The sequence below is a fragment of the Deefgea rivuli DSM 18356 genome (assembly GCF_000620145.1).
Lineage (GTDB): Bacteria > Pseudomonadota > Gammaproteobacteria > Burkholderiales > Chitinibacteraceae > Deefgea > Deefgea rivuli.
This window is the reverse complement of record NZ_JHVM01000003.1, coordinates 49,405-73,269: the sequence shown is the minus strand read 5'-3', so window position 1 is coordinate 73,269 and position 23,865 is coordinate 49,405. Positions and strand designations below refer to the sequence as shown.

Here is a 23,865-nt window from a genome sequence, read left to right as displayed (position 1 = left end):
CGATGCGCGCCGCGTTGGATTTACAGTTTCATCGCTTCTTCAACCAAGGCTTTGAGCTGTGCATTGTGCTTGCTCATATAACCTACGGCCGGTGAAGCTGACGATGGACGGCCTGTGTATTGCAATGTTTGCTTGCTTTCGAGTACATCTTCCAAACGATGACGCAATTGATGCCAAGCGCCTTGGTTACGTGGCTCTTCTTGTGCCCACATAATTTCTTTTGCGTTCGGGAATTTGCTCAATTCAGCTTTAAGCTCATCCGCTGGGAATGGATAAAGCTGCTCGATCCGCACAATCGCAATGTCTTTGATCTCGCGCTCGGCACGTCCTGCCAATAGATCGTAGTACACCTGACCTGAACAGCAGATCACGCGTTTTACTTTTTTGGCATCCAATTCTTGCGCTTCACCAATCACTGAGCGGAATTCGCCAGTCGTGAATTGCTCAATTGGGCTGGCCGCATTTTTCGCTTTCAAGAGCTTTTTGCTCATGATGATAATCAACGGCTTGCGATAAGGACGTAGCATTTGACGACGCAGCGCATGGTACATTTGCGCCGCTTCAGACAGCATCAACACTTGAATATTGTGCTCAGCACACATTTGCAAGTAACGCTCAACACGTGCAGAAGAATGCTCAGGACCTTGACCATCGTAACCGTGCGGCAAGATCATCGTCAGACCGCACAAACGGCCCCATTTGGTTTCGCCGGAAGTAATAAACTGGTCGATTACGACTTGTGCGCCATTGGCAAAGTCACCAAATTGCGCTTCCCAAATCACCAATTCATTCGGCTCAGAGCAGGCATAACCGTATTCAAACGCCAATACCGCTTCTTCGTTCAAGATCGAATCGATCACGCGGAACGGCGCTTGATTATCCGACAGGTTTTGCAATGGAACGTGAACGCCGTGATCCCATTTCTCACGATTTTGATCGTGTAAAACTGCATGACGGTGATTGAAGGTACCACGGCCTGAATCTTCACCCGACAAGCGCACGCCATGACCTTCAGTCAATAGCGTTGCGTAAGCCAAATGTTCGGCCATACCGAAGTCCACTGGCACTTCGCCGGCAACCATTGCTTTACGTTCCTTGATGATTTTTTCTACGTTGGCACGCAGTTTGAAACCTTCAGGGATTGCGGTGAATTTGTCAGTCAAGCGCGCCAAATCAGCTTGTGGTACCGCAGTCACGACGGGCTGACGCCAGTGAGTACCGAGGTATTTGCTCCAATCAATCGCGTGTGAACGCTTGTAATCAGTGAGCGTCGTTTTTTCAACATGCTCACCGCGATCCAGAGCATCGCGATACGCTTGAATCATGCCATCGGCTTCTGCCGCAGTCACGACGCCTTCAGCGATCAAACGATCAGCATATTTGCGACGCGCACCTGGATGCTTCGCCACTTGGCGGTACATCATCGGTTGCGTTACAAATGGATCATCCGCTTCGTTGTGGCCGTGCTTGCGGTAGCAAACCAGATCAATAACGACGTCTTTCTTAAACAATTGACGGTATTTTAACGCTGCATCGGTCACCAAACAGACGGCTTCTGGATCATCGCCATTCACATGGAAAATCGGCGCTTCAACCATTTTGGCGATGTCGGTACTGTAAATCGTCGAGCGATTGTCGCGAATATCCGATGTGGTAAAGCCCACTTGGTTGTTAATCACCAAATGCACTGTACCGCCCGTGCCATAGCCACGAGTTTGCGACAGATTAAACGTACCTTGGTTGGTACCCAAACCAATAAACGCAGAATCACCGTGAATCAGCAGCGGCAACACTTGCGCGCCAGTCAAATCTTTACGGCGATGTTGACGCGCACGGACTGAACCTTCAACCACTGGATTCACGATTTCCAAATGCGATGGGTTAAACGCCAAAGTCAAATGCAATGGGCCGCCCGCAGTTGGAATGTCCGAGCTAAAGCCCATATGGTATTTCACATCACCCGAAGCCAGCGATGTGTCGTAACGACCTTCAAACTCGCCAAACAAATCACGTGGTTGTTTGCCAAGAATATTCACTAGCATATTCAGACGGCCACGATGCGCCATACCGATGACGATTTCTTGCACGCCAGCCGCTCCCGCTGCTTGCGCCAGATAATCCACAGCAGGGATCATCGAATCGCCGCCTTCGAGAGAGAAGCGTTTTTGACCGACGTATTTTTTATGCAGGTATTGCTCTAACGTTTCTGCCGCAGTGACTTGCTTCAGAATGCGTTTTTTCTCTTCAACGTTAAAGCTCGGTTGCGAGCGACGCGATTCAAAGAATTCTTGCACCCAAGCGCGCTCTTCCGCGTTGGTAACGTGCATGTATTCCAAGCCAATATTGCCGCAATAGGTTTGCTTTAAAAAGCTCAATACTTCAGCCGGTGTTGCGCGCTCAAGGCCAACAATATTAGTCCCCAATTTCACCGCCATATCGCTATCGGATAGGTTGTGCGTTTTTGGATCCAATTGCGGCATTGGTTCTCGATCCATTCTTTCTAATGGATCAAGCTGAGCGCCACGACTACCCATAATGCGGTAAGCCGAAATCAAACGCAGCAAGTTCACTTGGCGCTCAATCGCGACTTCGTCGATCACGCCCGCAGCGCGAATCGGCTGTTTAGCCAACTGACGGAATGACTCTTCAATCGGCGCACGTGCGATATCACGCACTACTGAGCCTGGGGTCATTTGCAGCTTATCGAAATAAGCACGCCATTCGGCAGCAACCGAAGTCGGGTCAAATAAATATTGTTCGTAAAGATCTTCTACGAACGGAGCATTCCCACCAAATAGCTGAGAATTCGTTTCTAGTTCTTTCATCATTGCCGTGTATTCCAGTTTTTATCCGCCTCGCTGCAAGCAGCAAGGCCGGTCAATGCAGCTACGCCCTTATGTTGTCACATAAGGGCGCAGGAACGGGGTCTTAGCCGCGTTTGTCCATTGCTACGTAATCGCGTTTTTCTGCGCCAGTGTACTGCTGGCGAGGACGACCGATTTTCATGCCTGGATCAGAAATCATTTCATTCCAATGGCTAATCCAACCAACCGTACGCGCCAAAGCAAAAATCACCGTAAACATCGGTACTGGGATGCCCAAGGCCGATTGCACGATGCCTGAGTAGAAATCAACGTTTGGATACAATTTACGCTCGATGAAGTACGGATCTTCCAGCGCGATTTTTTCCAATTCCATTGCCAATTTGAATTTAGGATCGTTTTGTAGACCCATTTCATTCAAAACTTCGTGGCAAATGCGACGCATTACATTGGCGCGTGGATCCGTGTTTTTGTAAACACGGTGACCAAAGCCCATCAATTTATGCGTTTTCGCTTTCACGCCGTCCATAAAGGCCGGTACGTTTTCAACTGAACCGATTTCATCCAACATCACCAATACGGCTTCGTTAGCGCCACCGTGCGATGGACCCCACAGACAAGCGATACCCGCTGCGATACAAGCAAATGGATTCGCACCTGACGAGCCAGCCAAACGAACGGTCGAAGTCGACGCGTTTTGTTCGTGATCAGCGTGCAAGGTGAAAATTACGTCCAGCGCACGAACCAATACTGGATTTGGTTTGTATTCTTCGCAAGGCGTAGAGAACATCATGTGCATAAAGTTCGCCGTGTAGCTCAAATCGTTACGTGGGTAAACGAATGGCAAGCCTTGGTTGTAGCGGTAGCACATCGCCGCGATCGTTGGGATTTTTGAAATCAAACGGAAAATCGCCACTTTGCGATGTTCTGGATCGTTAATATCCAAACTGTCTTGGTAGAACGCTGACAATGCGCCAACCACACCAACCATCATCGCCATTGGATGCGCATCACGGCGGAAGCCGTTAAAGAAGCGAGTCAATTGGTCGTGAATCATCGTGTGACTCATGACGGTCGTTTCAAACTCAGTTTTTTGCGCTGCGTTTGGCAATTCGCCATTAATCAACAAGTAGCAAACTTCGAGGTAATCAGAATCCTCAGCAAGCTGCTCGATTGGATAGCCACGGTAGTACAACTGGCCCAAGTCGCCATCGATAAAAGTGATTTTTGATTCGCAGCTTGATGTTGCCAAAAAGCCTGGGTCAAATGTAAACATGCCCGTTTGCGAAAATTTACGGATATCGACAACGTCAGGACCCAAAGTGCTCTCTAAGATTGGGAAATCGAGGGTATTTTGTCCGTCGTTATACGTCAGCGTGACTTTCTTATCCATCTATAGACTCCTGTTAAACAATTCGGCGTAAGCCATTATTTACTGTTTGCGGCGCTGATGCGCTCTATGATTACGGCAAGCTGTGCATCGGGACACACCGACTTACCGTTGACATACTCTAAAAAATCCCAGTCTGGCAGCATCAAAACTTGCTCGTACACCGCCAGCTCAGACTCAGACAAAGTGGGTAGAACATCGGCTACAAAACGCTCTAATTGCAAATCCAATTCCAACAATCCACGACGTGAGCGCCAGATAATCCGCTTGAGTTCTACTTCATCCATCTTAATCCCTTTCTATGGGTATTTGACTGCAGGCATTGACCATAAATGCCTACAGCTCAATACCTCTAACTAATGCGTTTTACCATCAAGTCTTTAATCTTACCAATTGCTTTGGTCGGATTCAGCTCTTTCGGACAAACGTCAACGCAGTTCATGATGCTATGGCAACGGAACAAACGGTATGGATCTTCGAGGTTATCCAAACGTGCGCTGGTGGCTTCATCACGAGTATCGGCAATAAAGCGATACGCTGCGAGCAAACCAGCAGGCCCCACGAATTTATCCGGATTCCACCAGAACGATGGGCAAGAGGTCGAACAGCAAGCGCACAGAATACACTCATACAAGCCATCAAGTTCTTTACGATCTTCTTGGCTTTGCAGGCGTTCACGATCGGGCGCTGGACTGTCGTTAATCACGTATGGTTTGATCGAGTGATATTGCTTGAAAAACTGCGTCATATCGACGATCAAGTCACGAATCACTGGCAAACCTGGCAATGGACGCACTTCGATAGGCTGTTTGAGCGTATCGATATCAGTAATACAGGCCAGACCATTTTTGCCGTTGATATTCATCGCATCCGAACCACACACACCTTCACGGCATGAACGGCGGAATGACAAAGATTCATCAACGACTTTGAGTTTCACCAGCGCATCGAGCAGTTTACGCTCAGTCGTGGTATCGACATCAACACTGATGTCTTGCATGTAAGGCTTAGCGTCTTTATCTGGATCGTAACGATAAACGCGGAATTTGACGGATTGGGTAGTCATAACGGCCCCTTAGTACGAGCGAGTCTTCAGCGCAACTGACGGCGCGGTCAGTGGCTGTAGATTGACAGGTTTGTATTCAAGACGATTGTCTTCGCGATACCACAAGGTGTGTTTCAACCAGTTTGCATCGTCACGACCATTCGGCGTTTCTGGCACGTCGAGCGCATCGTCACGAACGTGTGCACCACGAGATTCTTTGCGCGCTTCGGCAGAAATCATTGTCGCTTTGGCCACTTCAATCAGATTTTCCAGCTCAAGTGCTTCAAGGCGAGCGGTGTTAAAGGTTTTCGATTTGTCGGCGATCATGATGGTTTTCACCATTGTTTCGACTTCGAGAATCTTCTTCACGCCTTCTTTAAGCATGTCTTTAAAGCGGAATACGCCAGCATGCGCTTGCATCGTACGCTGCATTGCCAAACGCGCTTCGTTGACATTGGTGCCATTGGTTTGATTGTCCAAACGCGCCACACGCGCAACCGAACGCTCAACGTCTTTCATCGTGATTTCTGGGAAGGATTCATGATGTGACTTGATGTAATCAATCATCGAATTGCCCGACGATTTACCAAACACCAGCAAATCGAGCAAAGAATTAGTACCCAAGCGATTTGCGCCGTGTACCGAAGCGCAAGCGCATTCACCGGCAGCATAGAAACCTGGCACGGTGGCGTCGCCCACTACCACTTCACCTTTGTAATTGGTCGGAATACCGCCCATTTGATAATGGCAAGTTGGCACAACTGGAATCGGCGCTTTGATTGGATCAACGCCCGCAAATTTAATCGAAATTTCGCGAATACCTGGCAATTTCGACATAATCACTTCTGGATCTAAATGCGTAATATCCAGCAAAACGTGATCTTTATTCGGGCCACAGCCACGGCCTTCGTTAATCTCAGTCACCATCGCGCGTGACACCACGTCGCGTGAAGCGAGATCTTTGGCGTTTGGCGCGTAACGCTCCATAAAGCGTTCGCCATCGGCGTTGCGTAAAATACCGCCCTCACCACGTACGCCTTCAGTAATCAATACACCCGCACCCGCCACACCCGTTGGGTGGAACTGCCAGAATTCCATATCTTCCAACGGCACACCCGCGCGCGCCGCCATGCCCAAACCATCGCCCGTATTAATAAAGGCATTGGTTGAAGACGAATAAATACGCCCAGCACCGCCAGTAGCAAACAGCGTTGCTTTAGCTTGGAAAATCACGATTTCAGATGTTTCCATCTCCATCGCCACAACGCCTTGTACGACACCGTTTTCATCACGGATCATATCCAGCGCCATCCATTCAACGAAGAATTGGGTATTGGCGCGAACGTTACGTTGATACAAAGCGTGCAACATCGCATGACCGGTACGGTCAGCGGCAGCACAGGCGCGGCGAACTGGTTTTTCGCCGAAGTTACTCATATGGCCGCCGAATGGGCGCTGATAAATCGTGCCATCCGCATTGCGGTCAAACGGCATGCCGAAATGCTCAAGCTCAACGACCACTTTTGGCGCTTCACGGCACATAAATTCGATTGCGTCTTGATCACCCAGCCAGTCCGAACCTTTTACGGTGTCGTACATATGCCAAGTCCAATGATCTGGCTCAGAATTACCCAATGAAGCTGAAACGCCACCTTGTGCGGCAACCGTGTGCGAGCGCGTTGGGAAAACTTTAGACAATACTGCGGTTTTTACGCCAGCTTCTGACAATTGCAATGCAGCGCGTAAACCCGCACCACCCGCTCCGACGATTAACGCGTCAAACTTGCGAACTGGAATCGGACGTTTAGTAGATTCTTGGCTCATAAAACACCCCATACAACTTTAATCATGTAAATCAAGCTGCCAATCAGCCAAAGCAGCGTCAGCACGTGCAAGGTCAGCTTTACGCCGATATGCTGAACGTAATCCATCCAGATGTCGCGAATACCAACCCAAGCATGCCAAAGCAAAGCAAAAATCGTAATCGTCGTAACAATCTTCACCCAAGTACAGGCGAACAAGGCTTGCCAAGCTTCAAACGAAGCACCGTTGGCGAAAAGAATAAATGCCACAACACCCAAGGTGTAAGCCAACATAATGACCGCAGTCACGCGCTGAACCAGCCAATCACGCAAACCGTAGTGCGCGCCTACAACATGACGATTTACCATGTGATCGCTCCAATAACAACGGTCAAGCTCAAGCTCACTGCCAATACCAAATAAGAAGTAAGGCGTGCAGTTTTTAAATCCAAGCCTTTATGAATATCTAAAAACAAAAAGCGTGTCCCCGCACAGGCGTGATGCAAATAAGCCCACAGCACGCCAAGTAAAAATAATTTAACCACGGGATGAGCGATACAGTCTTTGAATGCAGCAAAGCGCTCTGCACTCGATAAGGACCCTTCTAAGGCGTACAGCATAAAAGGGATTGATAAAGCCAACAGTGCACCACTAATGCGGTGCAAACCTGAAACAATAGCGGGCAACGGAAACTTGATGACCGCTAAGTTCAGATGCTTTGGGCGTGCTTTTTGCATGCGCTCATTTCCTCTGGTAAGTAAGCAAAGTCCGAAAACTTTGCGGTGTTTGATTAATGCCAAATGCCACTAACCGTTTTTAAATTAAAATCACGCAAAAGGTGCGGGTTCAAACGCCAAAGTATCGGTTTTTAACCAAGCCACACTCCACACCTGCGGCTTGCCTTCGAAATCTCGCGCTAAACGCACCAACTGCAACAGTGGCTCATTCAAATCCACCATCAGCAATCTGGCTTCGCTCTGGCTTGCCGCCACCGCGCGGTACCTAACTTCACCATCTCGCAAGCGAATTCCAAAATCTCGCCAGCATAACTCACGCAGATTACCTTTTAATTCCCGAATTCGCCGAATGTCTAAATTGGGAAAGCCTGCCTCAGGCAAGAGCATTTCTTCCAAACCAATCACATTGCCCGCCACACGCAACAAACGCCGTACTTGCCACAGTGCCGCACCACGGCGTAAACCTAAAATATCTGCTAATTGCTCACCCGCATGAATCCGCACGCAGCCGAGTAATTCGATTTTTGGTGTTAAGCCATCTTCGCCCGTTAAAGGCTGAAAAAGCCCGCGCGCGAGAAAATCATTCATTCCAGCTACAAAAGTACCTACACCTTGGCGGCGATATAAAACGCCTTCGTTGACTAAAGAATCTAGCGCCTTACGCACCGTCCCTTGGCTTACGCCGAAGCGAACCCCCAACTCAACTTCACTGGGTAGATTTTCGTCATCGTGCCATTCGCCCGCCTCTACAGCGGTCATCACTTCACGGATAACTTGCTTATATAAAGGCTGTGCCGCTAGCTTTTTCATTAAACCTTGTCTTTTTATCATGTTGTCGAAGCGGAGTCTACTACAGTCTTATATAAGACAAAAGATATAACTCTCAATTTTGTTTTTGCCAACGCACTACGCACCCTAGCGCCATCGTGATAAAATTAGTCGGTAAAGCATCGAAAAATGACGCTTTAACCGCAATAAGTAGTTACGCAAAAGCTTTCTTGCATCGTTGTCTTGCCTTGCCGTACTACATGTACTGCCTGTGACTTCGACGCCTTGCTATAAAACTTTTGTACTTCTTAATAAAGTAAAAAAGATTATTTGCTTGATGGCGATCAATCGCCACTAACTTGGAGTGTGCTCGATGAAACAACCTATTCGCGTTGCCGTTACTGGCGCTGCCGGTCAAATTGGCTACAGCTTATTGTTCCGTATTGCCTCTGGCGCGATGCTTGGCGCAGACCAACCTGTCATTTTGCAACTGCTTGACATCACACCATCATTACCAGCGCTGAACGGCGTTGTAATGGAATTGGATGACTGCGCATTCCCACTCTTGCAAGGCATCATCCAAAGCGACGATCCAAAAGTAGCATTTAAAGATGTGGATATTGCTTTGCTAGTTGGCGCACGTCCACGTGGCCCAGGCATGGAACGCAAAGATTTGCTCGAAGCCAATGGCGCTATTTTCACTGCACAAGGTCGTGCGTTGAACGAAGTGGCTAGCCGTGACGTTAAAGTATTGGTGGTTGGCAACCCAGCAAACACTAACGCTTACATCGCAATGAAAAACGCTCCGGATCTCAATCCAGCCAATTTCACTGCGATGATGCGCTTGGATCACAACCGTGCGATGACGCAAGTTGCCCAAAAAACTGGTACTACGATCAACGACGTGAAAAAAATGATCATCTGGGGCAATCACTCAGCAACTCAATATCCAGATGTATTCCACGCCGAAGTTAAAGGCGCGAATGCAGCGACTTTGATCAACGATCAAAAATGGTTAGAAGCTGAATTCATCCCTACCGTACAACAACGCGGCGCAGCGATCATTAAAGCACGCGGCTTGTCATCAGCAGCTTCTGCTGCCAACGCCGCCATCGACCATATCCGTAACTGGGTATTGGGCACACCGGAAGGCGACTGGGTGACCATGGGCGTTCCTGCGAACGGCGAATATGGCTACGATGATTTGATCTACGGCTTCCCAGTAACCTGCAAAGATGGCAAATACAACATCGTTAACGGCTTGGAAATCAGCGAATTTAGCCGCTCACGCATGGACGCAACGGCCAAAGAATTGTCTGAAGAACGTGATGCAGTAAAACACTTGCTTGCTTAATTAAAGCGAACACGAAAAAGCCCACTACATCGTAGTGGGCTTTTTTATTATCGATCAAAGCAAAATCAATGCTGAGCTAAAATTAACCGCGCGCGAACTTCGCCGCCAGTTGATTCAGCTTTTCAAGCTTTTGCTCTTCAGCGATTTTCGCAGCCTCTGCCGCCTCTTTCTCTTTACGCTGAACTGCAGCCTTCTTAAAGTATTCGTGCAGACTATTGGCTGCAAACACGCGCTGCTCTTCCGTCACTTCATCAGCTGGACTACCATCCAAATTGAATCGCATTTTAGCGACCTGCATCGCTTTCATATAGCGCAGCGAGCGAGTGTGCATCGCCAAGGCTTGGCGCAACACACGATGGCTTAGCTCTGGTCTGGCGGCAAACAACTGCTTATCAATCCCAATCGCCAGCGGCAAGCAATCCCGAAACACTGGGTTATTTTTTTGTAATTCTCTCAACAATGCCGGGGCACTTATCGGTGAAGCAGGCTGCAAATCAGCGGTCGTCATCAAACTTCCTTAATACGGTATGAAATACTAGAGGTCGATTTTATCAGACCAGCACGCATCCTTGCTGATATAAGTATAAAAATCACTGATTTCATCAAAAAATAAAACGCAAACCCGTCCCTGCAAGCCAAGGCAACAAGTAAAAATAAAATTTTGTTTCATTAATCGTCACGACTCAGGCCAAACCTACCCGCCCAACAGCCTCAAAAAAGACCGCCAAACAAATAAAAGCCCTCATTTCAGCAAAAAAACACAATCTCTAGCAACAGCCAATCCTCATAGCATGCTGCATGCAGACTCCCCACCACCTGCAATACCTCAAGTATTTTCTCTTTGAAATCAAGGCAAAATACAAGACACCTAAAAATATCTGATTTCAGCGAAAAAAACCCTTGCAACCCGCGCAGTTGCTAGGTATTATGCACGCCTGTTGCCGATGTAGCTCAGTTGGTAGAGCACCTGACTTGTAATCAGGGGGTCGCGAGTTCGATTCCTGCCATCGGCACCATCTTATTATGCAAAAAGCCCTGAGAAATCAGGGCTTTTTGCTTTTTTACATCAAATTAATCCAGCTAAATAAGGGCTACACGAGGCAATGACTCGCGCAGCACCTGCAAATTTTGATTAAAGCCAGCCCGCCGCGCTCGCCTTTTCCCAATCCATTGCAGCATCCAGCGCATCACTAAGGCGGTCGATCTCGCGATTTAGGATTTCATCGGCATCCGGCAGCCCCACTCCTGCGCCGTGCCACCCAGCCCATTGCATTAACTGCGCCAAAGCTTCTGGCTGATCGAATAGGCCATGCAAGTAGGTGCCGATGATTTGCCCATCAGGCGACACCACGCCATCGCAGCGCCCATCGGCCAATTGAAATAACGGTGCAAATTCAGCGCCATGAATTTCACTTTGCCCCAAATGAATTTCATAACCCACCACAGGCGCGCCGCCAGCAATAAACTGACCGACCACATTGCGCAGCTGCTTTTCTGGCTCTAAACGCGTCACCATAGGTATATAAGCCAATCCCTTACTGGATGATTGCTGTGACTCAATACCCTCACTATCGAATATCTCTTCGCCCAGCATTTGATAGCCGCCACAAACCCCCAGTAATTTACCGCCGTAACGTAGATGCTGCGCAATTTGCGCGTCCCAGCCCTGCTCGCGCAGCCATGCCAAATCGCCTTGCGTGTTTTTACTGCCAGGCAAAATGAGCAAGTCGCAGCTAGGCAATGGCTGATGCGGATGCGCAAAGAGGCAATTCACGCCCACAATCCGCCGCAGCGGATCAAAATCGGTGTGATTGGAAATATGCGGCAGCGTGGCAATAACGATCTTAAAATCGCCATCCACGCCACTGGCGGCGCGCGGCACGGCGTCTTCAGCGGCAATATCCAGCCCATGCAAATACGGCACAACAGCCAGCACTGGCTTGCCCGTTTGCGCTTCCAGCCAATCACAACCAGGCTGCAGTAGCGCAATATCGCCGCGAAAACGATTAATGATAAAACCTTTAACCCGCGCCTGCTCTGATTCGCTCAAGCACGCCAGCGTGCCGATAAAGTGCGCAAACACGCCACCGCGATCAATATCGCCCACCAGCCACACCGGGCAATCAGCCTCTTCGGCAAAGCCCATATTAGCAATATCGCCCTTGCGCAAATTCACTTCGGCGGGACTGCCCGCCCCTTCGACGAGCACCCAATCGTACTGCGTCGCCAAACGTTGCCACGATTCAAACACCGCCGCTTTGGCGGTTTTTTTGTAGGCGTGATAATCAACCGCATCCAAATTACCAATCGATTTACCCTGAATAATCACTTGCGCGCGGCAATCGCTGGATGGTTTGAGCAACACCGGATTCATATCGGTATGCGGCGTGAGGCCACAAGCAAACGCTTGCACCGCCTGCGCGCGGCCAATTTCGCCACCGTCTTGCGTCACCGCCGAATTGAGCGCCATATTTTGCGGTTTAAACGGTGCCACCGAAATACCGCGCCGATGTAGCAAGCGGCACAAAGCTGCAGTTAAAGTCGATTTACCTGCATCAGACGTGCAGCCTTGAATCATTAGAGTGGGCATGTTTGCGACTCATTCAGATTTATAAGTTGATGATGCGGATATGTATTGGCTTCTAGCCATTATTTAATAAGCTACGCAGGGATATACCACGGAAGACCATCCACATTCACTTCGCGCACGGGATAGTGATAAAGCGCAGTGAGATTCTCCGCAGTCAATACGTCACGACTTGCCCCCGCCAAATAGCGGCCATCACCAAACAGCAGTAGAACGCGGCAAGATTCTGCGGTAAAGCGCTGCGCGTGATTTGGATCGTGACTCACCATCACTACCGAACGCCCTGCAGCAACCTCCTCGGCCAGCACCTGCAAAGCTTGCTGCTGATGCCGTACATCAAGTTGCGATAGCGGTTCGTCCAGCAAGAGCACGGGCGCTTGCTGCGTCAACGCAGTTGCCAACGCCACGCGGCGGCGCTCGCCGCCCGATAAAGTCGCTAAATCTCGACTTTCTAAATGCGCCAAATCCACGCGCGCCAATTGCTGCCGCGCCAGCGCGACATCCTCCGCGCTTTCCCATTCAAATCGGGATAAATGCGGGTGGCGACCCGTCAGTACTTTTTCCAATACCGTCAACGGAAACGGGCATTCATCGTGCTGCGTTTGCCATGCCAGCATTTGCGCGCGTTGGCGGCTTGGCCAGCTGCGCCATGCACGCTGTTGCAACATCAACTCACCAAGCACGGGCTGATGCCAACCTGCCATCGCCGAGAGCAAAGTGCTTTTGCCGCAACCATTTTCACCGAGCACCAAACACACTTCACCTGCGCCAATTGACCAATTTAAGTCCTTCACCAGCACCCGCTCGCCTTGAGCAATGCTGAAGTTTTTCAAACTCAGCTGCGGTGCCGCAGTGGATTGTGGGTTTATTGATAATTGCGACATCAACGCGCCCTTTTACTAAGCAAATACAAAAATGCTGGCACGCCCAGCAATGCCATAACGACACCGACTGGCAACTGCTGTGGTGCAATCAAAGTACGCGCAATGATATCGGCCAGCAGCAACACAATCCCGCCAGCCAAAGCCGCGGCAGGCAACAACAAGCGCAAATCTTGCCCCAGCATTAGCCGCAAAGCATGCGGCACAATCAGACCCACAAAGCCAATCATCCCTGCCGTCGTCACCGCCAAAGCGCTGGCTAAGGCCGAAGCAAAATACAGCACCCAACGCAGCACACGGTGATTCAAACCCAGCGAATGCGCCGATTCTGCAGCCATCCCCATAATATTGAGCTCACGCGCCAAAGGCCAAATCAGCAAAAGCAAACCCACCAAAACCACGGCAGCCGACTGCCAATGTGCGCCCGCCAAATCACCCATCAACCAAAACACCATGCCGCGCAGCAAGCCATCGGGCGCCATGCTCAGCAATAAAGACGACAACGCACCCGCAAATGCCGCCAGTGCAACACCAGTCAACAGCAAACGCGTTTGCGTCGCCGAATGATCGCGCCCTGCCAGCAAAAACACGATCAAAATACTGCACAAAGCGCCCGCTCCCGCCGCTGCATTGACGCCCAAAGTACCCACCCCCAGTAATAGCGCCAACAGCGCACCCACACTGGCTCCGCCAGAAGTACCCAAGATATACGGATCAGCCAACGGATTACGCAGCAGCACTTGCTGCAAAGTACCTGCCAATGCCAATAAGCCACCCACCGCCAATGCCGCCAGCGTGCGCGGCAAGCGCAATTCCAACACCACGTCACGCGCCAGCGCCGCTTCAGGGCTACCATTCCAAAGCTGCCAAGGCCTAAGCGACGTACTTCCAACGCACAGACTAGTCAACACCGCACACAACAGCACGAGCAACAACACAGCCAAAGTAGCCAGCGCTTTTTGCGGCGTAAGCCGAGATAGCGTCATAACATTTCCATTTATTTAACAAACAGGATCACGAAATACACAAATAAAAAGCAAAATAGAGCCTAATTACGTTTCAGCTGGCGACTTAAAACCTAAACCTTGAACCACAGAGGACACAGAGGCACGCGGAGAAAACCCCGGTTTTTCTCCGTAAAACTCCGTCTTCTCTGTGTTCTCCGTGTTTCAAGACTTGGGTTTGCTCTGCGGTGTGCCTTTTGTGATCCAAGGTTTTGACCTTAAAAAAAATCAACGGCGGGCTTTTTCTACTGCTTCGCACATCGCGCGTGCGCCGTCGACCAAGCGTGGTCCCATGCGATTCACACTGTCTTTGGGCAATAGATAAAAATTATTGTTTTTTGTGGCTGATAGATTTTTCCAGCGCTGCCAGCTCGCCAATGCATCGCTTTTCACGCCAGGCTCGCCGCTGGTCATAATCGCATCGGGATTCGCCGCCAGCACCGCTTCAACATCCACTTTCGGCGTTAAATCGGGCAGCGTGCCAAACACATTCACCGCACCACACGTGCGCATTACGTCAGAAATAATTTGCGTGTTATTAATCGTCATCAGGGGTCTATCCCAGATTTGATAAAACACCCGCACCGGCTTGCGGCCTGCGTAGGTTTTTTCTAATATTGCTAACTGCTCGCGGTACTGCTTTGCCGCTTTAGCCGCGCCCGCAGGCTGCGCTGTCAATTCGCCAAGGCGCTCTAACACACCGGGTACATCGCTCATTTTTTTGGAAAAAGTCAAAAACATCGGGATACCCAAAGTTTTGATTTGATCCAATTGCCGCTGCGGATTGCCCGTCGCCCAGCCGATGATTAAATCAGGCTTAAGTGCGCGAATTCGCTCCAAATCAAAACCGTTATAACCGCCAATGCGCTCGATTTGATTCGCCGCTGATGGATAATCACTGTAATTGACCGTACCGACAATCAAATCACCCGCGCCAATCGCAAACAAATCCTCGGTCACATGCGGCGCTAGGCTAATGATGCGTTTAGCAGGCTGCAGCAATGTCACCGTTGCGCCCACATCGTCCTTCACACTCACCGTAGCACCAACCACAGCGCTCAAACCCAACGCCAAAACCACTACCGCCAACTTAAAACCTAACATTCAATGATTCCTTAAAACTGCGAAAATTGAGTCCACGAAAAACATGCCCCGCAGGAAATACCCTTGGGGTGCGAAAGGTACGAAAAAAAACCGATTCAAAACACATAAACTGGGCATAAACCTGACTAGATAAGCCTCAACAACACACGAATCCAAAAATCCTTTCTTAATCTGCTTTTGTTCGTGTTTTTTGCCTTTCTTTCGTGCCTTTCGTGATCTCGTTTTTTCTTTAAACCCCGCCAAACAAGGCCGCCGTTGCAGCAGGATTACTCATAAACCACGCATGCAAATAAGAGGCTTGCAAACTACCCTGCCGGTATATAGCTTCACCGCTTGATCCTAAGCGGCATGGCGAGCCATACCCTATAGGCTCGCTTTGCGTAACCAGCGTTGAATAATGAAAAGTATGCCCACGCAGCTCGCCCGCCCGGCTGGATCCGAAGTCAAAACTTTGTGGCCCGAGCGCTGCCAAGCGTTTTTGCATTGTCACTTGCGCGGGGAATACACCCCACATCGCCTGCACGACACCATCGGTCAAAGTGAGCGATTCGCACAAAGCAATCATCCCGCCGCACTCTGCCCAAATCGGTTTGCCATCCGCCAAATGCTGCGCCAGTTCAGCGCGTATCGTTGCGTGTGCGGCAAGCTGATCGGCGTGCAGCTCGGGATAACCTCCTACCAACCAAACCGCGTCGCAGTCCGGCAAGGACTCATGCGCCAGCGGTGAGAAAAATATCAATTCAGCACCCAGTTCACGCAAACACGTCAAATTAGCCGGATAAATAAAGCAAAACGCCGCATCACACGCAATCGCAATTCGTTTGCCAGCCAGCAAAGGCGCGATTTCGCTGGCAACTGGCGGGGCAAATTCAATTTGCGGCAAGTTTTGATGATTGCCTATCGGCTCCTTGGCTAACACATCCGCCAGCGCATCGAGTTTTTCTGCCAAATCAGGGATTTCTTCAGGCAGCGCCAAACCCAAATGCCGCTCAGGCAATGGATCAACTTTACCAACCCAACCTTGCCAGTGTTCAGCAGGGGCTGACTCTTGCAACATCTGCGCGTGTCGATCGCCTGCGACTTTATTCGCCAGCACACCAAAAAACGGCAGTTCCGCACGGTAATGCGCAAGGCCAAACGCGAGCGCACCAAAAGTTTGCGCCATCGCGCCCGCATCAATCACCGCCAACACAGGCAAGCCAAATTTCACCGCTAAATCGGCCGTTGAGGGTTCACCATCAAACAGACCCATCACCGATTCGATCAAAATGACATCAAAATCACGCGCGGCGGTAGCGAGCATTTGGCGACACACGTCCTCACCCACCAGCCATAAATCCAAATTATCAACGGGCGCACCACTGGCAAAACCCAGCATCAGCGGATCAAGAAAATCTGGCCCACATTTAAAGACTTTGACACGCAAGCCTTGACGGAGATACAGCCAAGCCAAACCTGCGGTGATGGTGGTTTTTCCTGAGCCTGATGAGGGGGCGGCGATTAAAAGAACTGAGGCAATTCCCATCATTTTATTATCCTAATGCTCAATGCTTCAGATTTAGGTATTTCTCAAATCGAGACTCTAACACCGTGAATTGATTATTAAACCAGCGCTTAATATTTGATTGTTGTGCTAAATTTTCATTACGTTCATCTCTAGCCAAGTCTGCGTCAAACATGGCTTCAAGCACTTGTAATTCAACAGCCTTCCCATGTATTTCATCAATCAAATAACGATCTAAGTCTTTATCAAAAAGCCACCTAGCTTCAAGAGTCTCACGCATAAAATTGATACGTACCTCCTCCAGCACTTCGCCATTACTAACTACCGAAGAAACAAAAGCACAGCACTGCCGATAAACTTTGAATCTTTTATCAAATAAATCGTACTTCAATTTATTTTGCGCAGTACGCCACTGGCGATACGCAATAGAAGCAGCAAACAATCCAATTACGGGCACAGATAAAGCTGAAACATATGCTGTCCAATGAGGCTCCATATAACCCTTTTAACTAATCTAATTAAGTATGAATCACATAATTCCCACAAAACTTCACCGCCACGCCTTGCTGCGTGATGATTTCAACATCCAGCGCAATTCGCCCTCGCCTTTTGCGGCTAAATAGCTTCATACAGCGATCAAACTCGGCATCTTCGCTTAACTCACAGCGCGCGTTGATGGTTTCAACGACAGGTAGCAGATACTCGATTTTCGCATCCTGAATCACAATATGCGCATGAATGCCTGCTGCGTGCAGTCGTGTAAACACCATACTCCAGCCCGCCAACACTGCAACGGCGTACAAACTGCCGCCAAATGCGGTGCATTTGTGGTTGATATTGGGCGACAACGGCGCGTTTAATCGCACCCGTTGCGGCGTTGCATGGGCGACTTCAATACCAATGTCACGCGTCAGCGGGATTTCTTCGTGCAGTGTTTTTTCCAGTAGCTTTGCCAATTCATCCATTTCATTCATCCTGCGATATGTACAGATCAGCTACTCTGAAGTACAGAACGGATTTTAAAAGTAGCGAGCGCCCGTCAGCATGGTGCGGCCGGAACGCAGGAACCGGAATGTACTGTGGTACATGAGGCTTCATCGCCGTCGAGTACCGCCCGAATCATGATCACGGGATGCGCAGCACTTTTAAAACCGTTCTCACCACTCCAATCCTTTCTGCGCCTTGATGCCCGATTTATACGCATGTTTTTCATCAGCCAGCACCGTCACCGTATCGGCAATCTCGTGCAACTCAGTAATCGCGGCGCGGCCGGTGACGACGACGTGCTGCATTTCTGGGCGCGATTCCAGATCACGCAACACGATTTCTTTGTCCAAATAGCCGTAAGACAGGCAATACGTCAGCTCATCAAGCACGACCACATCGTAGCTTGGGTCGTTCAGCATTTTCGCCGCCATCGCCCATGCCTCGGCGGAACGCGCTTTATCGGCTTCGAAATTTTGCGTTTCCCACGTAAACCCATCGCCCATCACATGCCATTCGCAATGTTTACCGAGCAAGGCTTCTTCGCCGGTATCGGTACGGTTTTTGATAAATTGTACGACGCCGACTTTGAGTCCGTGGCCGATGCTGCGCGCGACCATACCAAATGCTGACGATGATTTCCCTTTGCCATTGCCCGTCAGCAAAATCATGATGCCCGTATCAATATTTGCCTCAGCGATGTGGGCGTCGATAATGGCTTTTTTACGCGCCATCCGCGCTGCATGGCGCTCGTTTTTGGCTAGGTCTTGTGTCATTTGTATGTCTCCAAATTTTAAAATTAACAGGCAGTTAAACCGCTGCCAGCTTGCGAATATGCGCCTGAATCAGCGGCAAACCGCGTGTAATGGCGGTGATGCCGGGAACGAGCAGATCTTCGCTGGCGATTTCGAAGACTTGTTGATTGCAAATGGCTGGAATGCTCTGCCAACCTTCTCGCGCTTTAACGGTTTCTGGCTCAAAAGCTTGTCCGCACCAACTACCGATAATTAAATCAGGCGCTGCGTTGATCACTTGCTCGGGCGTCACGCTGCGATCTTTGGCTTTGACCGCGTGTGACACGGCATCAAACACATCTTCACCACCGGCAATTTCAATCAACTCCGACACCCAGCGAATGCCGGTATATAGCGGCGTATGCCATTCTTCGAAATACACTTTCGGCCGCCGCACGTAGTTTGCCGCCTCTAGCCGAGCGGCATCGATATGCGCTTGCAGCTCTGTAATCAGCGCATTGGCGCGCTCAGTGCAATCAAGCAGCAAGCCCAAAGTACGTATCATATTCAAAATGCCAGCGATGGATTTCTGATTAAAAAACATCACTTCAAAACCTGCCAGTACGCACTCCTTAACCATTTCGCCTTGCAAGCTGGAATACGCCAGAATCAAATCCGGCTTTACGGCAAAAATTTTCTCGACTTTGGCACTGGAAAAACCACAAATAATCGGATGATTTTTAGTGACGCCCGCTGGATGGCGCGAAAACGCCGAGATCCCTGCGATGCGGTGTTCTTGCCCCAAGGCATACAGCACTTCGACGGTTTCGCTACTTAAACAGGCAATTCTTTGTGGGCCTTGCATGAATATCCTTTCAATCTTTAATCAGTCGCGATATCTCGCGCCGCGCTGCGTAGTCGTTTGGCAAACTCATCTCGCTGCGTAAGCGCCACTGCGCCAAAGCGAATAGCATCAATACCTATATCTTGGGTATTGAATGGGCGGCCATAAATTTCATGACTTGCAAGTGCATACCCCCATTGATCGATTTGTGTCGTTGGACAAAATTGCATTAAGGGATGAATGCCAGTCGGCGCGAGGCCGACTTCGCTCAATAAAGACGTCAACCACAGCGCATCTTGCGCCAACCGTTTTTGCTGCTCACTGTGCCATACGGTATCGGCCAGCGCCATTTCACCCGCCCATAGTGCAGGGCCGCTCACCGTCCACGGGCCGATGATGCGCTCAAGGCGCTGGCGCAGCTCGCGGCTGGCAAAAACAAACCCTAGCCGCACGCCAGCCAAAGCAAAAAATTTCCCCACCGAGCGCAGCACAATCAAGCCAGCCAAACCTGCATCCGCGCACAGGCCGTCTGTCGGCTCAACATCAATAAACGCTTCATCAATAATCAGCCAGCCACCACGCGCCGCCAATTTGGTATGCAGCTCAAGCAATTGCTGGCGCGACCAGCGATGGCCATCGGGATTGTTGGGGTTCACTAAAATCAGTACGTCTAAATAGTCTACCGCCGCAAACACGTCAGCCACCGTCAAGGAAACGAGCGTATGCCCTGCTTGCTGCCAGCGCCAAGCGTGCTCAGCATAAGACGCACGCAGCACGCCGACTTTGCACGGCGCGCGCAGCGTGGGCAGCGCACAAATTGCCGCTTGCGAACCTGCGACGGGCAGCAATTGATCGCTACCGTAATAACGCGCCGCCACAGTAAGAAATTCAGCCGTCGGATGCGGCAAATTCTGCATCACGTGCAAAGGCATGGCAGGCAAAGGATAGGCGTACGGTGCGATGCCTGTTGAAACATCGAGCCAATCGGCGCGCGTGCCGCCAAAGTTCGCCATGATGGTTTGTAAATTGCCGCCGTGGCGTGGCGCCGCATTGATCTTGAAATTCAAATTGTTATTCATATCCAAACCTTGCACAGCCAGATTAACAGCGGCAAGACTAACAAGCACAGCAACCACAGAGCCAGTGTTTTTTGTACCAACACAAGGCTGCGCGCGATATCGCTCGCTTGTGGTGCCGGACCAAAACCCAGCGGCGTGCGCACTTCAACTTGGCCGTGATAGATCGCATTGCCACCCAAAGTTAAGCCCAGCGCGCCCGCGCCAGCGGCCATCACGGGGCCTGCATTGGGGCTATCCCAAAGCCGCGCTTGCGTGCGCCAAGCTTTGATCGCTAATTGTGTATTCCCCAACAGCGCGTACGACACAGCAACCAATCGCGCTGGTAAAAAATTGAGCACATCATCCAAACGCGCCGCACAGCGGCCAAATTCATTGAAGCGCGGTGTGCGATAGCCCCACATCGCATCTAGCGTATTGGCCAATCTATGCAACAGCGCGCCCGCGCCGCCGAACAGTGCAAACCAAAACAGCGTCGCAAAAATTGCATCCGCGCCATTTTCTAAATTCGATTCGATTGCGCCTTTGGCGACTTCAGTTTCAGAGAGTTGCGCGCAATCGCGGCTGACGATCCATTGCAATTGTTGCCGCGCCTCGGGTAAATCCCCAGCCAGCAGCGGCGTGCTAATCGCACGCACATGCGCAAATAGGCTTTTCGCGCCCAGCGCAAACCACAATGCCCAAGCATCGAGTAACCATGCCCAATCGCGTAAAATCCATTTTAAAGCCAAGAAAATAATAATGGGTATTGCCACCAAGACAATGGCAGAAAATGTCCCCGCAGCAATACCCATTGTTTTTTTATTCATTCGCTGTTCAATCGCATTCGCCAATCGGCCAAAACCGACCAGCGGATGCCAGCGCCGTGGCTCGCCCCAAACTACTTCCAGCAACAAACCCAGCGCAAGCGCTGCATAAAAAAGCCAGAAGTGATTGAGCAAGAACACGGCAGCGTCAGCTTACTTTGGCTGCCAAGACACCGACAACATGCCATTCGTACCCAAAGTGCCGTAGTTTTTCGCTGTTTCGTATTTCGCATCGAACAGATTATTCACTCGCGCACGCAAGGCCCAATCTTTAGTCAGCTGATATTGCGCGCTTAAATTCACCAAAGCGTAGCCAGCCAAAGGTACTTTATTGGCCGCATCATCAAAACGATTGCCCACGCCTTGTACTTCAGCACGTGCAGACCAAGCCGATTGCATCCAGCCCACATACGCCAAGCCCGTTTGTTTTGCACGGCGAACTAACTGCTTGTTCGTTTTGTCATCACTGGCATCGAGATAATCAAAGCTTGCGCCGCCGATCAAACCTGATTGCGCTTGCAAATCCAAGGTCAAAGTCACGCCTTGCAACGTTGCCTTACCGATATTGCCAGTGCTGTAGGTTGCTGAATTGTATTGCAGCAAATCAGTGACTTTGTTGTGAAATACCGTTGCGCCAGCTTGTAGGCCATTTTGTTGGAAACGAATAAAACCTTCGCTGTTTTTAGACTCTTCAGCTTGAAGGTTTTTGTTGCCAAAGCCTGGGTAATACAACTCATTAAACGTCGGTGCTCTAAAGCCTGTGCCATAGCTGGCACCAACTTGCACCGCATCGGTCACTTGGTAAGCCGCGCCAATGCTGCCATTGGTGTGATTGCCAAATTGCGAATTGTCATCATTGCGCAAATTAACTTGCAACGTTGCCGCGCCCAAATGCGCCAAGTAGCCACCGAAGAAACTATTAATACGACGTTGATCTTCGTCGTACTTCGTTGTGCCTGATACTTTTTGCTCTAAAGTTTCCGCACCCACACTCAACACACCGGGGCCTACTTTGATGTCATTTTGCCAGCTCAATTGCGATTGCTTGGTTTTGAACTGTGATACTTCTGGCGAGTAGGCCGTTGCTGGTGAGTAGTTATCGCTATCGTCAACGCTGATACCGGCTTGCAATTTGCTAGTCCAGTTGCTTGTGAAACGATTTTTGCTCCAGATGGTAGCGCTGCCATTGGTGCCGCTATCGCGGTAATCGTAAACTTTGGTCGCGAACGCGTTGTCGTATTGGTTTTCTACCCAAGCGTGCAACAAGCTACCGCCAATTTCATGGTTTTCGTCGAATTTGTGGCTGGCCGACAAAGAGACACTGGTGTTTTCGTAGCCATCGTCATCACCGCTAAGCTTTTCGAATTTTGGACCCGCTAAAGCGCTGATGCCGTCAGTTTGGCTATGCGCCACACCCAATGCATACGACGTATTGCCGACCGAGCCACTAACACTCGCGCTGGCTTCTAATGAATTTTCAGTACCGTAGCCCACGCTTACGATCGGTGCGAAATCTTTACCGCCGCGTTTGGTGAAAACCTGAATCACGCCGCCAATCGCATCCGCGCCATACAAACTACCCGCTGGGCCGCGCAGAATTTCAATCCGATCAATCAGTGCCAATGGCAAATGTTGCAATGCCGCTGCGCCCGCTGTGGCCGAGCCATAACGAATACCGTCGATCAAGACGATGGTTTGTTGTGGATTAGCACCACGGATAAACACGGCAGCGGTTTTACCTGCACCACCATTGCTGCTGACTTGAATACCCGGTTGGCGCGACAAAAGCTCAGGCAAAGTTGCATTACCTTGCGCTGCGATGGTTTCGCGATCAATCACTGTTACGTCGCCAATCACTTCGCGTGCAGGTTGAGCGATGCGTGACGCAGTCACGACAACCTCTTCGAGTTGAGTCACTGCGGCCAGCGCTGGCATCGTTGCCAATGCAGATAAAACTAGTAGGTATGATTTGGTAAAACAGGTATTCATTGGGATCTCCGGCAATACACCCGTTGTGTATTGCAATAAAGCTGGAAACCGCGCAGAAAAAGTCGACATCGTTTAAACGATACGGAAATCATCCGCCACGGCCTCCCTGCCATGCGTAATAAAGTCAAATCACTGGCGTGAAATGATAGAAGGCCGGTCTCCGGACTCATCAGAACTTGATTGATCGCCTTCCCATCTAGAGTGTTTTTAAAACACTCATTTGACAGTGGCTAAAAGTAAAATTTAAAAACTCGCAAACTGCGATACGCAGCATTTTTAAACTTACTTTTGTGATCAACCCACACTGATATACCGTTGCAGGGGCAGCACAGGATTTGAACCTGTTTCCCGTTTAAATTCACCGTTCACACGGCAAATCACCTTGAATGGCGCGCATTGTAGCCTAAAGTGCCAAGCGATACCTGTCATGAATA

22 protein-coding genes, 1 tRNA gene, 1 other RNA gene and 1 riboswitch are annotated in these 23,865 nt (G+C 50.1%); of the genes, 2 read left to right on the top strand and 22 right to left on the bottom strand.

What is annotated here, in order from left to right; translation table 11 throughout:
* Nucleotides 1-20: 20 nt before the first annotated feature.
* The 8 genes from Q320_RS0100330 to Q320_RS17840 all read right to left on the bottom strand — a co-directional run bounded on the left by Q320_RS0100330 (nt 21) and on the right by Q320_RS17840 (nt 8,606).
* Complete coding sequence (locus Q320_RS0100330; protein ID WP_027467337.1) at nt 21-2,828, bottom strand: 2-oxoglutarate dehydrogenase E1 component; 2,808 nt, start codon at nt 2,826-2,828, stop codon at nt 21-23.
* Between the two features lie 100 nt (nt 2,829-2,928).
* Entirely contained in the window at nt 2,929-4,215 is a 1,287-nt protein-coding gene (gene gltA, locus Q320_RS0100325) for a citrate synthase (RefSeq protein ID WP_027467336.1), read from the bottom strand.
* A gap of 35 nt (nt 4,216-4,250) precedes the next feature.
* Entirely contained in the window at nt 4,251-4,499 is a 249-nt protein-coding gene (locus Q320_RS0100320; RefSeq protein WP_027467335.1) for an FAD assembly factor SdhE, read from the bottom strand.
* Nucleotides 4,500-4,564: 65 nt separating this feature from the next.
* Nucleotides 4,565-5,278, bottom strand: a complete 714-nt coding sequence (locus Q320_RS0100315; RefSeq protein WP_027467334.1) for a succinate dehydrogenase iron-sulfur subunit — start codon at nt 5,276-5,278, stop codon at nt 4,565-4,567.
* Between the two features lie 9 nt (nt 5,279-5,287).
* Nucleotides 5,288-7,081: a succinate dehydrogenase flavoprotein subunit gene (gene sdhA, locus Q320_RS0100310; protein ID WP_051534341.1), complete on the bottom strand. Its 1,794-nt coding sequence runs from the start codon at nt 7,079-7,081 to the stop codon at nt 5,288-5,290.
* The gene (gene sdhD, locus Q320_RS0100305; protein WP_027467332.1) at nt 7,078-7,428 is read right to left on the bottom strand and encodes a succinate dehydrogenase, hydrophobic membrane anchor protein; all 351 of its coding nucleotides are present in this window, start codon (nt 7,426-7,428) and stop codon (nt 7,078-7,080) included. The genes sdhA and sdhD overlap by 4 nt, the downstream gene beginning before the upstream one ends.
* On the bottom strand, nt 7,422-7,796 hold the full coding sequence (gene sdhC, locus Q320_RS0100300; RefSeq protein ID WP_027467331.1) for a succinate dehydrogenase, cytochrome b556 subunit: 375 nt from the start codon (nt 7,794-7,796) through the stop codon (nt 7,422-7,424). Before sdhC ends, sdhD begins: the two co-directional genes overlap by 7 nt.
* 90 nt (nt 7,797-7,886) lie before the next feature.
* Nucleotides 7,887-8,606, bottom strand: coding sequence for a GntR family transcriptional regulator (locus tag Q320_RS17840; protein WP_051534340.1), 720 nt, complete (start codon nt 8,604-8,606; stop codon nt 7,887-7,889).
* A gap of 331 nt (nt 8,607-8,937) precedes the next feature.
* Between Q320_RS17840 and Q320_RS0100290 the strand changes: the two genes are divergently transcribed.
* Nucleotides 8,938-9,918, top strand: coding sequence for a malate dehydrogenase (locus tag Q320_RS0100290; protein ID WP_027467330.1), 981 nt, complete (start codon nt 8,938-8,940; stop codon nt 9,916-9,918).
* 82 nt (nt 9,919-10,000) lie between these two features.
* Here the strand turns inward: Q320_RS0100290 and Q320_RS0100285 are convergent, their stop codons facing one another.
* A complete protein-coding gene (locus tag Q320_RS0100285) occupies nt 10,001-10,426 on the bottom strand; it encodes a ProQ/FINO family protein (RefSeq protein ID WP_027467329.1) in 426 nt (141 codons plus the stop codon).
* Between the two features lie 432 nt (nt 10,427-10,858).
* Between Q320_RS0100285 and Q320_RS0100280 the strand changes: the two genes are divergently transcribed.
* A tRNA-Thr gene (locus tag Q320_RS0100280) sits at nt 10,859-10,934 on the top strand.
* Between the two features lie 116 nt (nt 10,935-11,050).
* Here Q320_RS0100280 and Q320_RS0100275 read toward each other — a convergent pair.
* From Q320_RS0100275 to Q320_RS0100215, 13 genes are all read right to left on the bottom strand, one after another.
* Nucleotides 11,051-12,508: a cobyric acid synthase gene (locus Q320_RS0100275; RefSeq protein ID WP_027467328.1), complete on the bottom strand. Its 1,458-nt coding sequence runs from the start codon at nt 12,506-12,508 to the stop codon at nt 11,051-11,053.
* 71 nt (nt 12,509-12,579) lie between these two features.
* Nucleotides 12,580-13,389: an ABC transporter ATP-binding protein gene (locus Q320_RS0100270; protein WP_035851541.1), complete on the bottom strand. Its 810-nt coding sequence runs from the start codon at nt 13,387-13,389 to the stop codon at nt 12,580-12,582.
* Nucleotides 13,389-14,372 (bottom strand): FecCD family ABC transporter permease, encoded by a 984-nt coding sequence (locus Q320_RS0100265; RefSeq protein WP_051534339.1) that lies wholly within the window; start codon nt 14,370-14,372, stop codon nt 13,389-13,391. The genes Q320_RS0100270 and Q320_RS0100265 overlap by 1 nt, the downstream gene beginning before the upstream one ends.
* Nucleotides 14,373-14,618: 246 nt before the next feature.
* Complete coding sequence (locus tag Q320_RS0100260; protein WP_027467325.1) at nt 14,619-15,494, bottom strand: cobalamin-binding protein; 876 nt, start codon at nt 15,492-15,494, stop codon at nt 14,619-14,621.
* Nucleotides 15,495-15,723: 229 nt separating this feature from the next.
* Nucleotides 15,724-17,022, bottom strand: coding sequence for a cobyrinic acid a,c-diamide synthase CobB (locus Q320_RS0100250; protein ID WP_084282220.1), 1,299 nt, complete (start codon nt 17,020-17,022; stop codon nt 15,724-15,726).
* A gap of 16 nt (nt 17,023-17,038) precedes the next feature.
* Entirely contained in the window at nt 17,039-17,494 is a 456-nt protein-coding gene (locus Q320_RS0100245; RefSeq protein WP_156938941.1) for a hypothetical protein, read from the bottom strand.
* A gap of 22 nt (nt 17,495-17,516) precedes the next feature.
* Complete coding sequence (locus Q320_RS0100240) at nt 17,517-17,963, bottom strand: YiiD C-terminal domain-containing protein (RefSeq protein ID WP_027467321.1); 447 nt, start codon at nt 17,961-17,963, stop codon at nt 17,517-17,519.
* A 49-nt stretch (nt 17,964-18,012) separates the two neighbouring features.
* Nucleotides 18,013-18,086, bottom strand: a non-coding RNA gene (locus Q320_RS21125) — sX9 sRNA.
* Nucleotides 18,087-18,155: 69 nt separating this feature from the next.
* Nucleotides 18,156-18,758 carry a cob(I)yrinic acid a,c-diamide adenosyltransferase gene (gene cobO, locus Q320_RS0100235; protein WP_027467320.1) on the bottom strand — a complete coding sequence of 201 codons (603 nt, stop codon included), beginning with the start codon at nt 18,756-18,758 and terminating at the stop codon, nt 18,156-18,158.
* A gap of 34 nt (nt 18,759-18,792) precedes the next feature.
* Nucleotides 18,793-19,581: an ABC transporter substrate-binding protein gene (locus tag Q320_RS0100230; RefSeq protein WP_027467319.1), complete on the bottom strand. Its 789-nt coding sequence runs from the start codon at nt 19,579-19,581 to the stop codon at nt 18,793-18,795.
* A 17-nt stretch (nt 19,582-19,598) separates the two neighbouring features.
* Complete coding sequence (gene cobD, locus Q320_RS0100225; protein WP_051534338.1) at nt 19,599-20,639, bottom strand: threonine-phosphate decarboxylase CobD; 1,041 nt, start codon at nt 20,637-20,639, stop codon at nt 19,599-19,601.
* The gene (gene cbiB, locus Q320_RS0100220) at nt 20,636-21,583 is read right to left on the bottom strand and encodes an adenosylcobinamide-phosphate synthase CbiB (RefSeq protein ID WP_245590941.1); all 948 of its coding nucleotides are present in this window, start codon (nt 21,581-21,583) and stop codon (nt 20,636-20,638) included. Before cbiB ends, cobD begins: the two co-directional genes overlap by 4 nt.
* A gap of 12 nt (nt 21,584-21,595) precedes the next feature.
* The gene (locus Q320_RS0100215) at nt 21,596-23,500 is read right to left on the bottom strand and encodes a TonB-dependent receptor domain-containing protein (RefSeq protein WP_051534337.1); all 1,905 of its coding nucleotides are present in this window, start codon (nt 23,498-23,500) and stop codon (nt 21,596-21,598) included.
* 65 nt (nt 23,501-23,565) lie between these two features.
* Nucleotides 23,566-23,831: riboswitch (cobalamin riboswitch) on the bottom strand.
* Nucleotides 23,832-23,865: the final 34 nt, after the last annotated feature.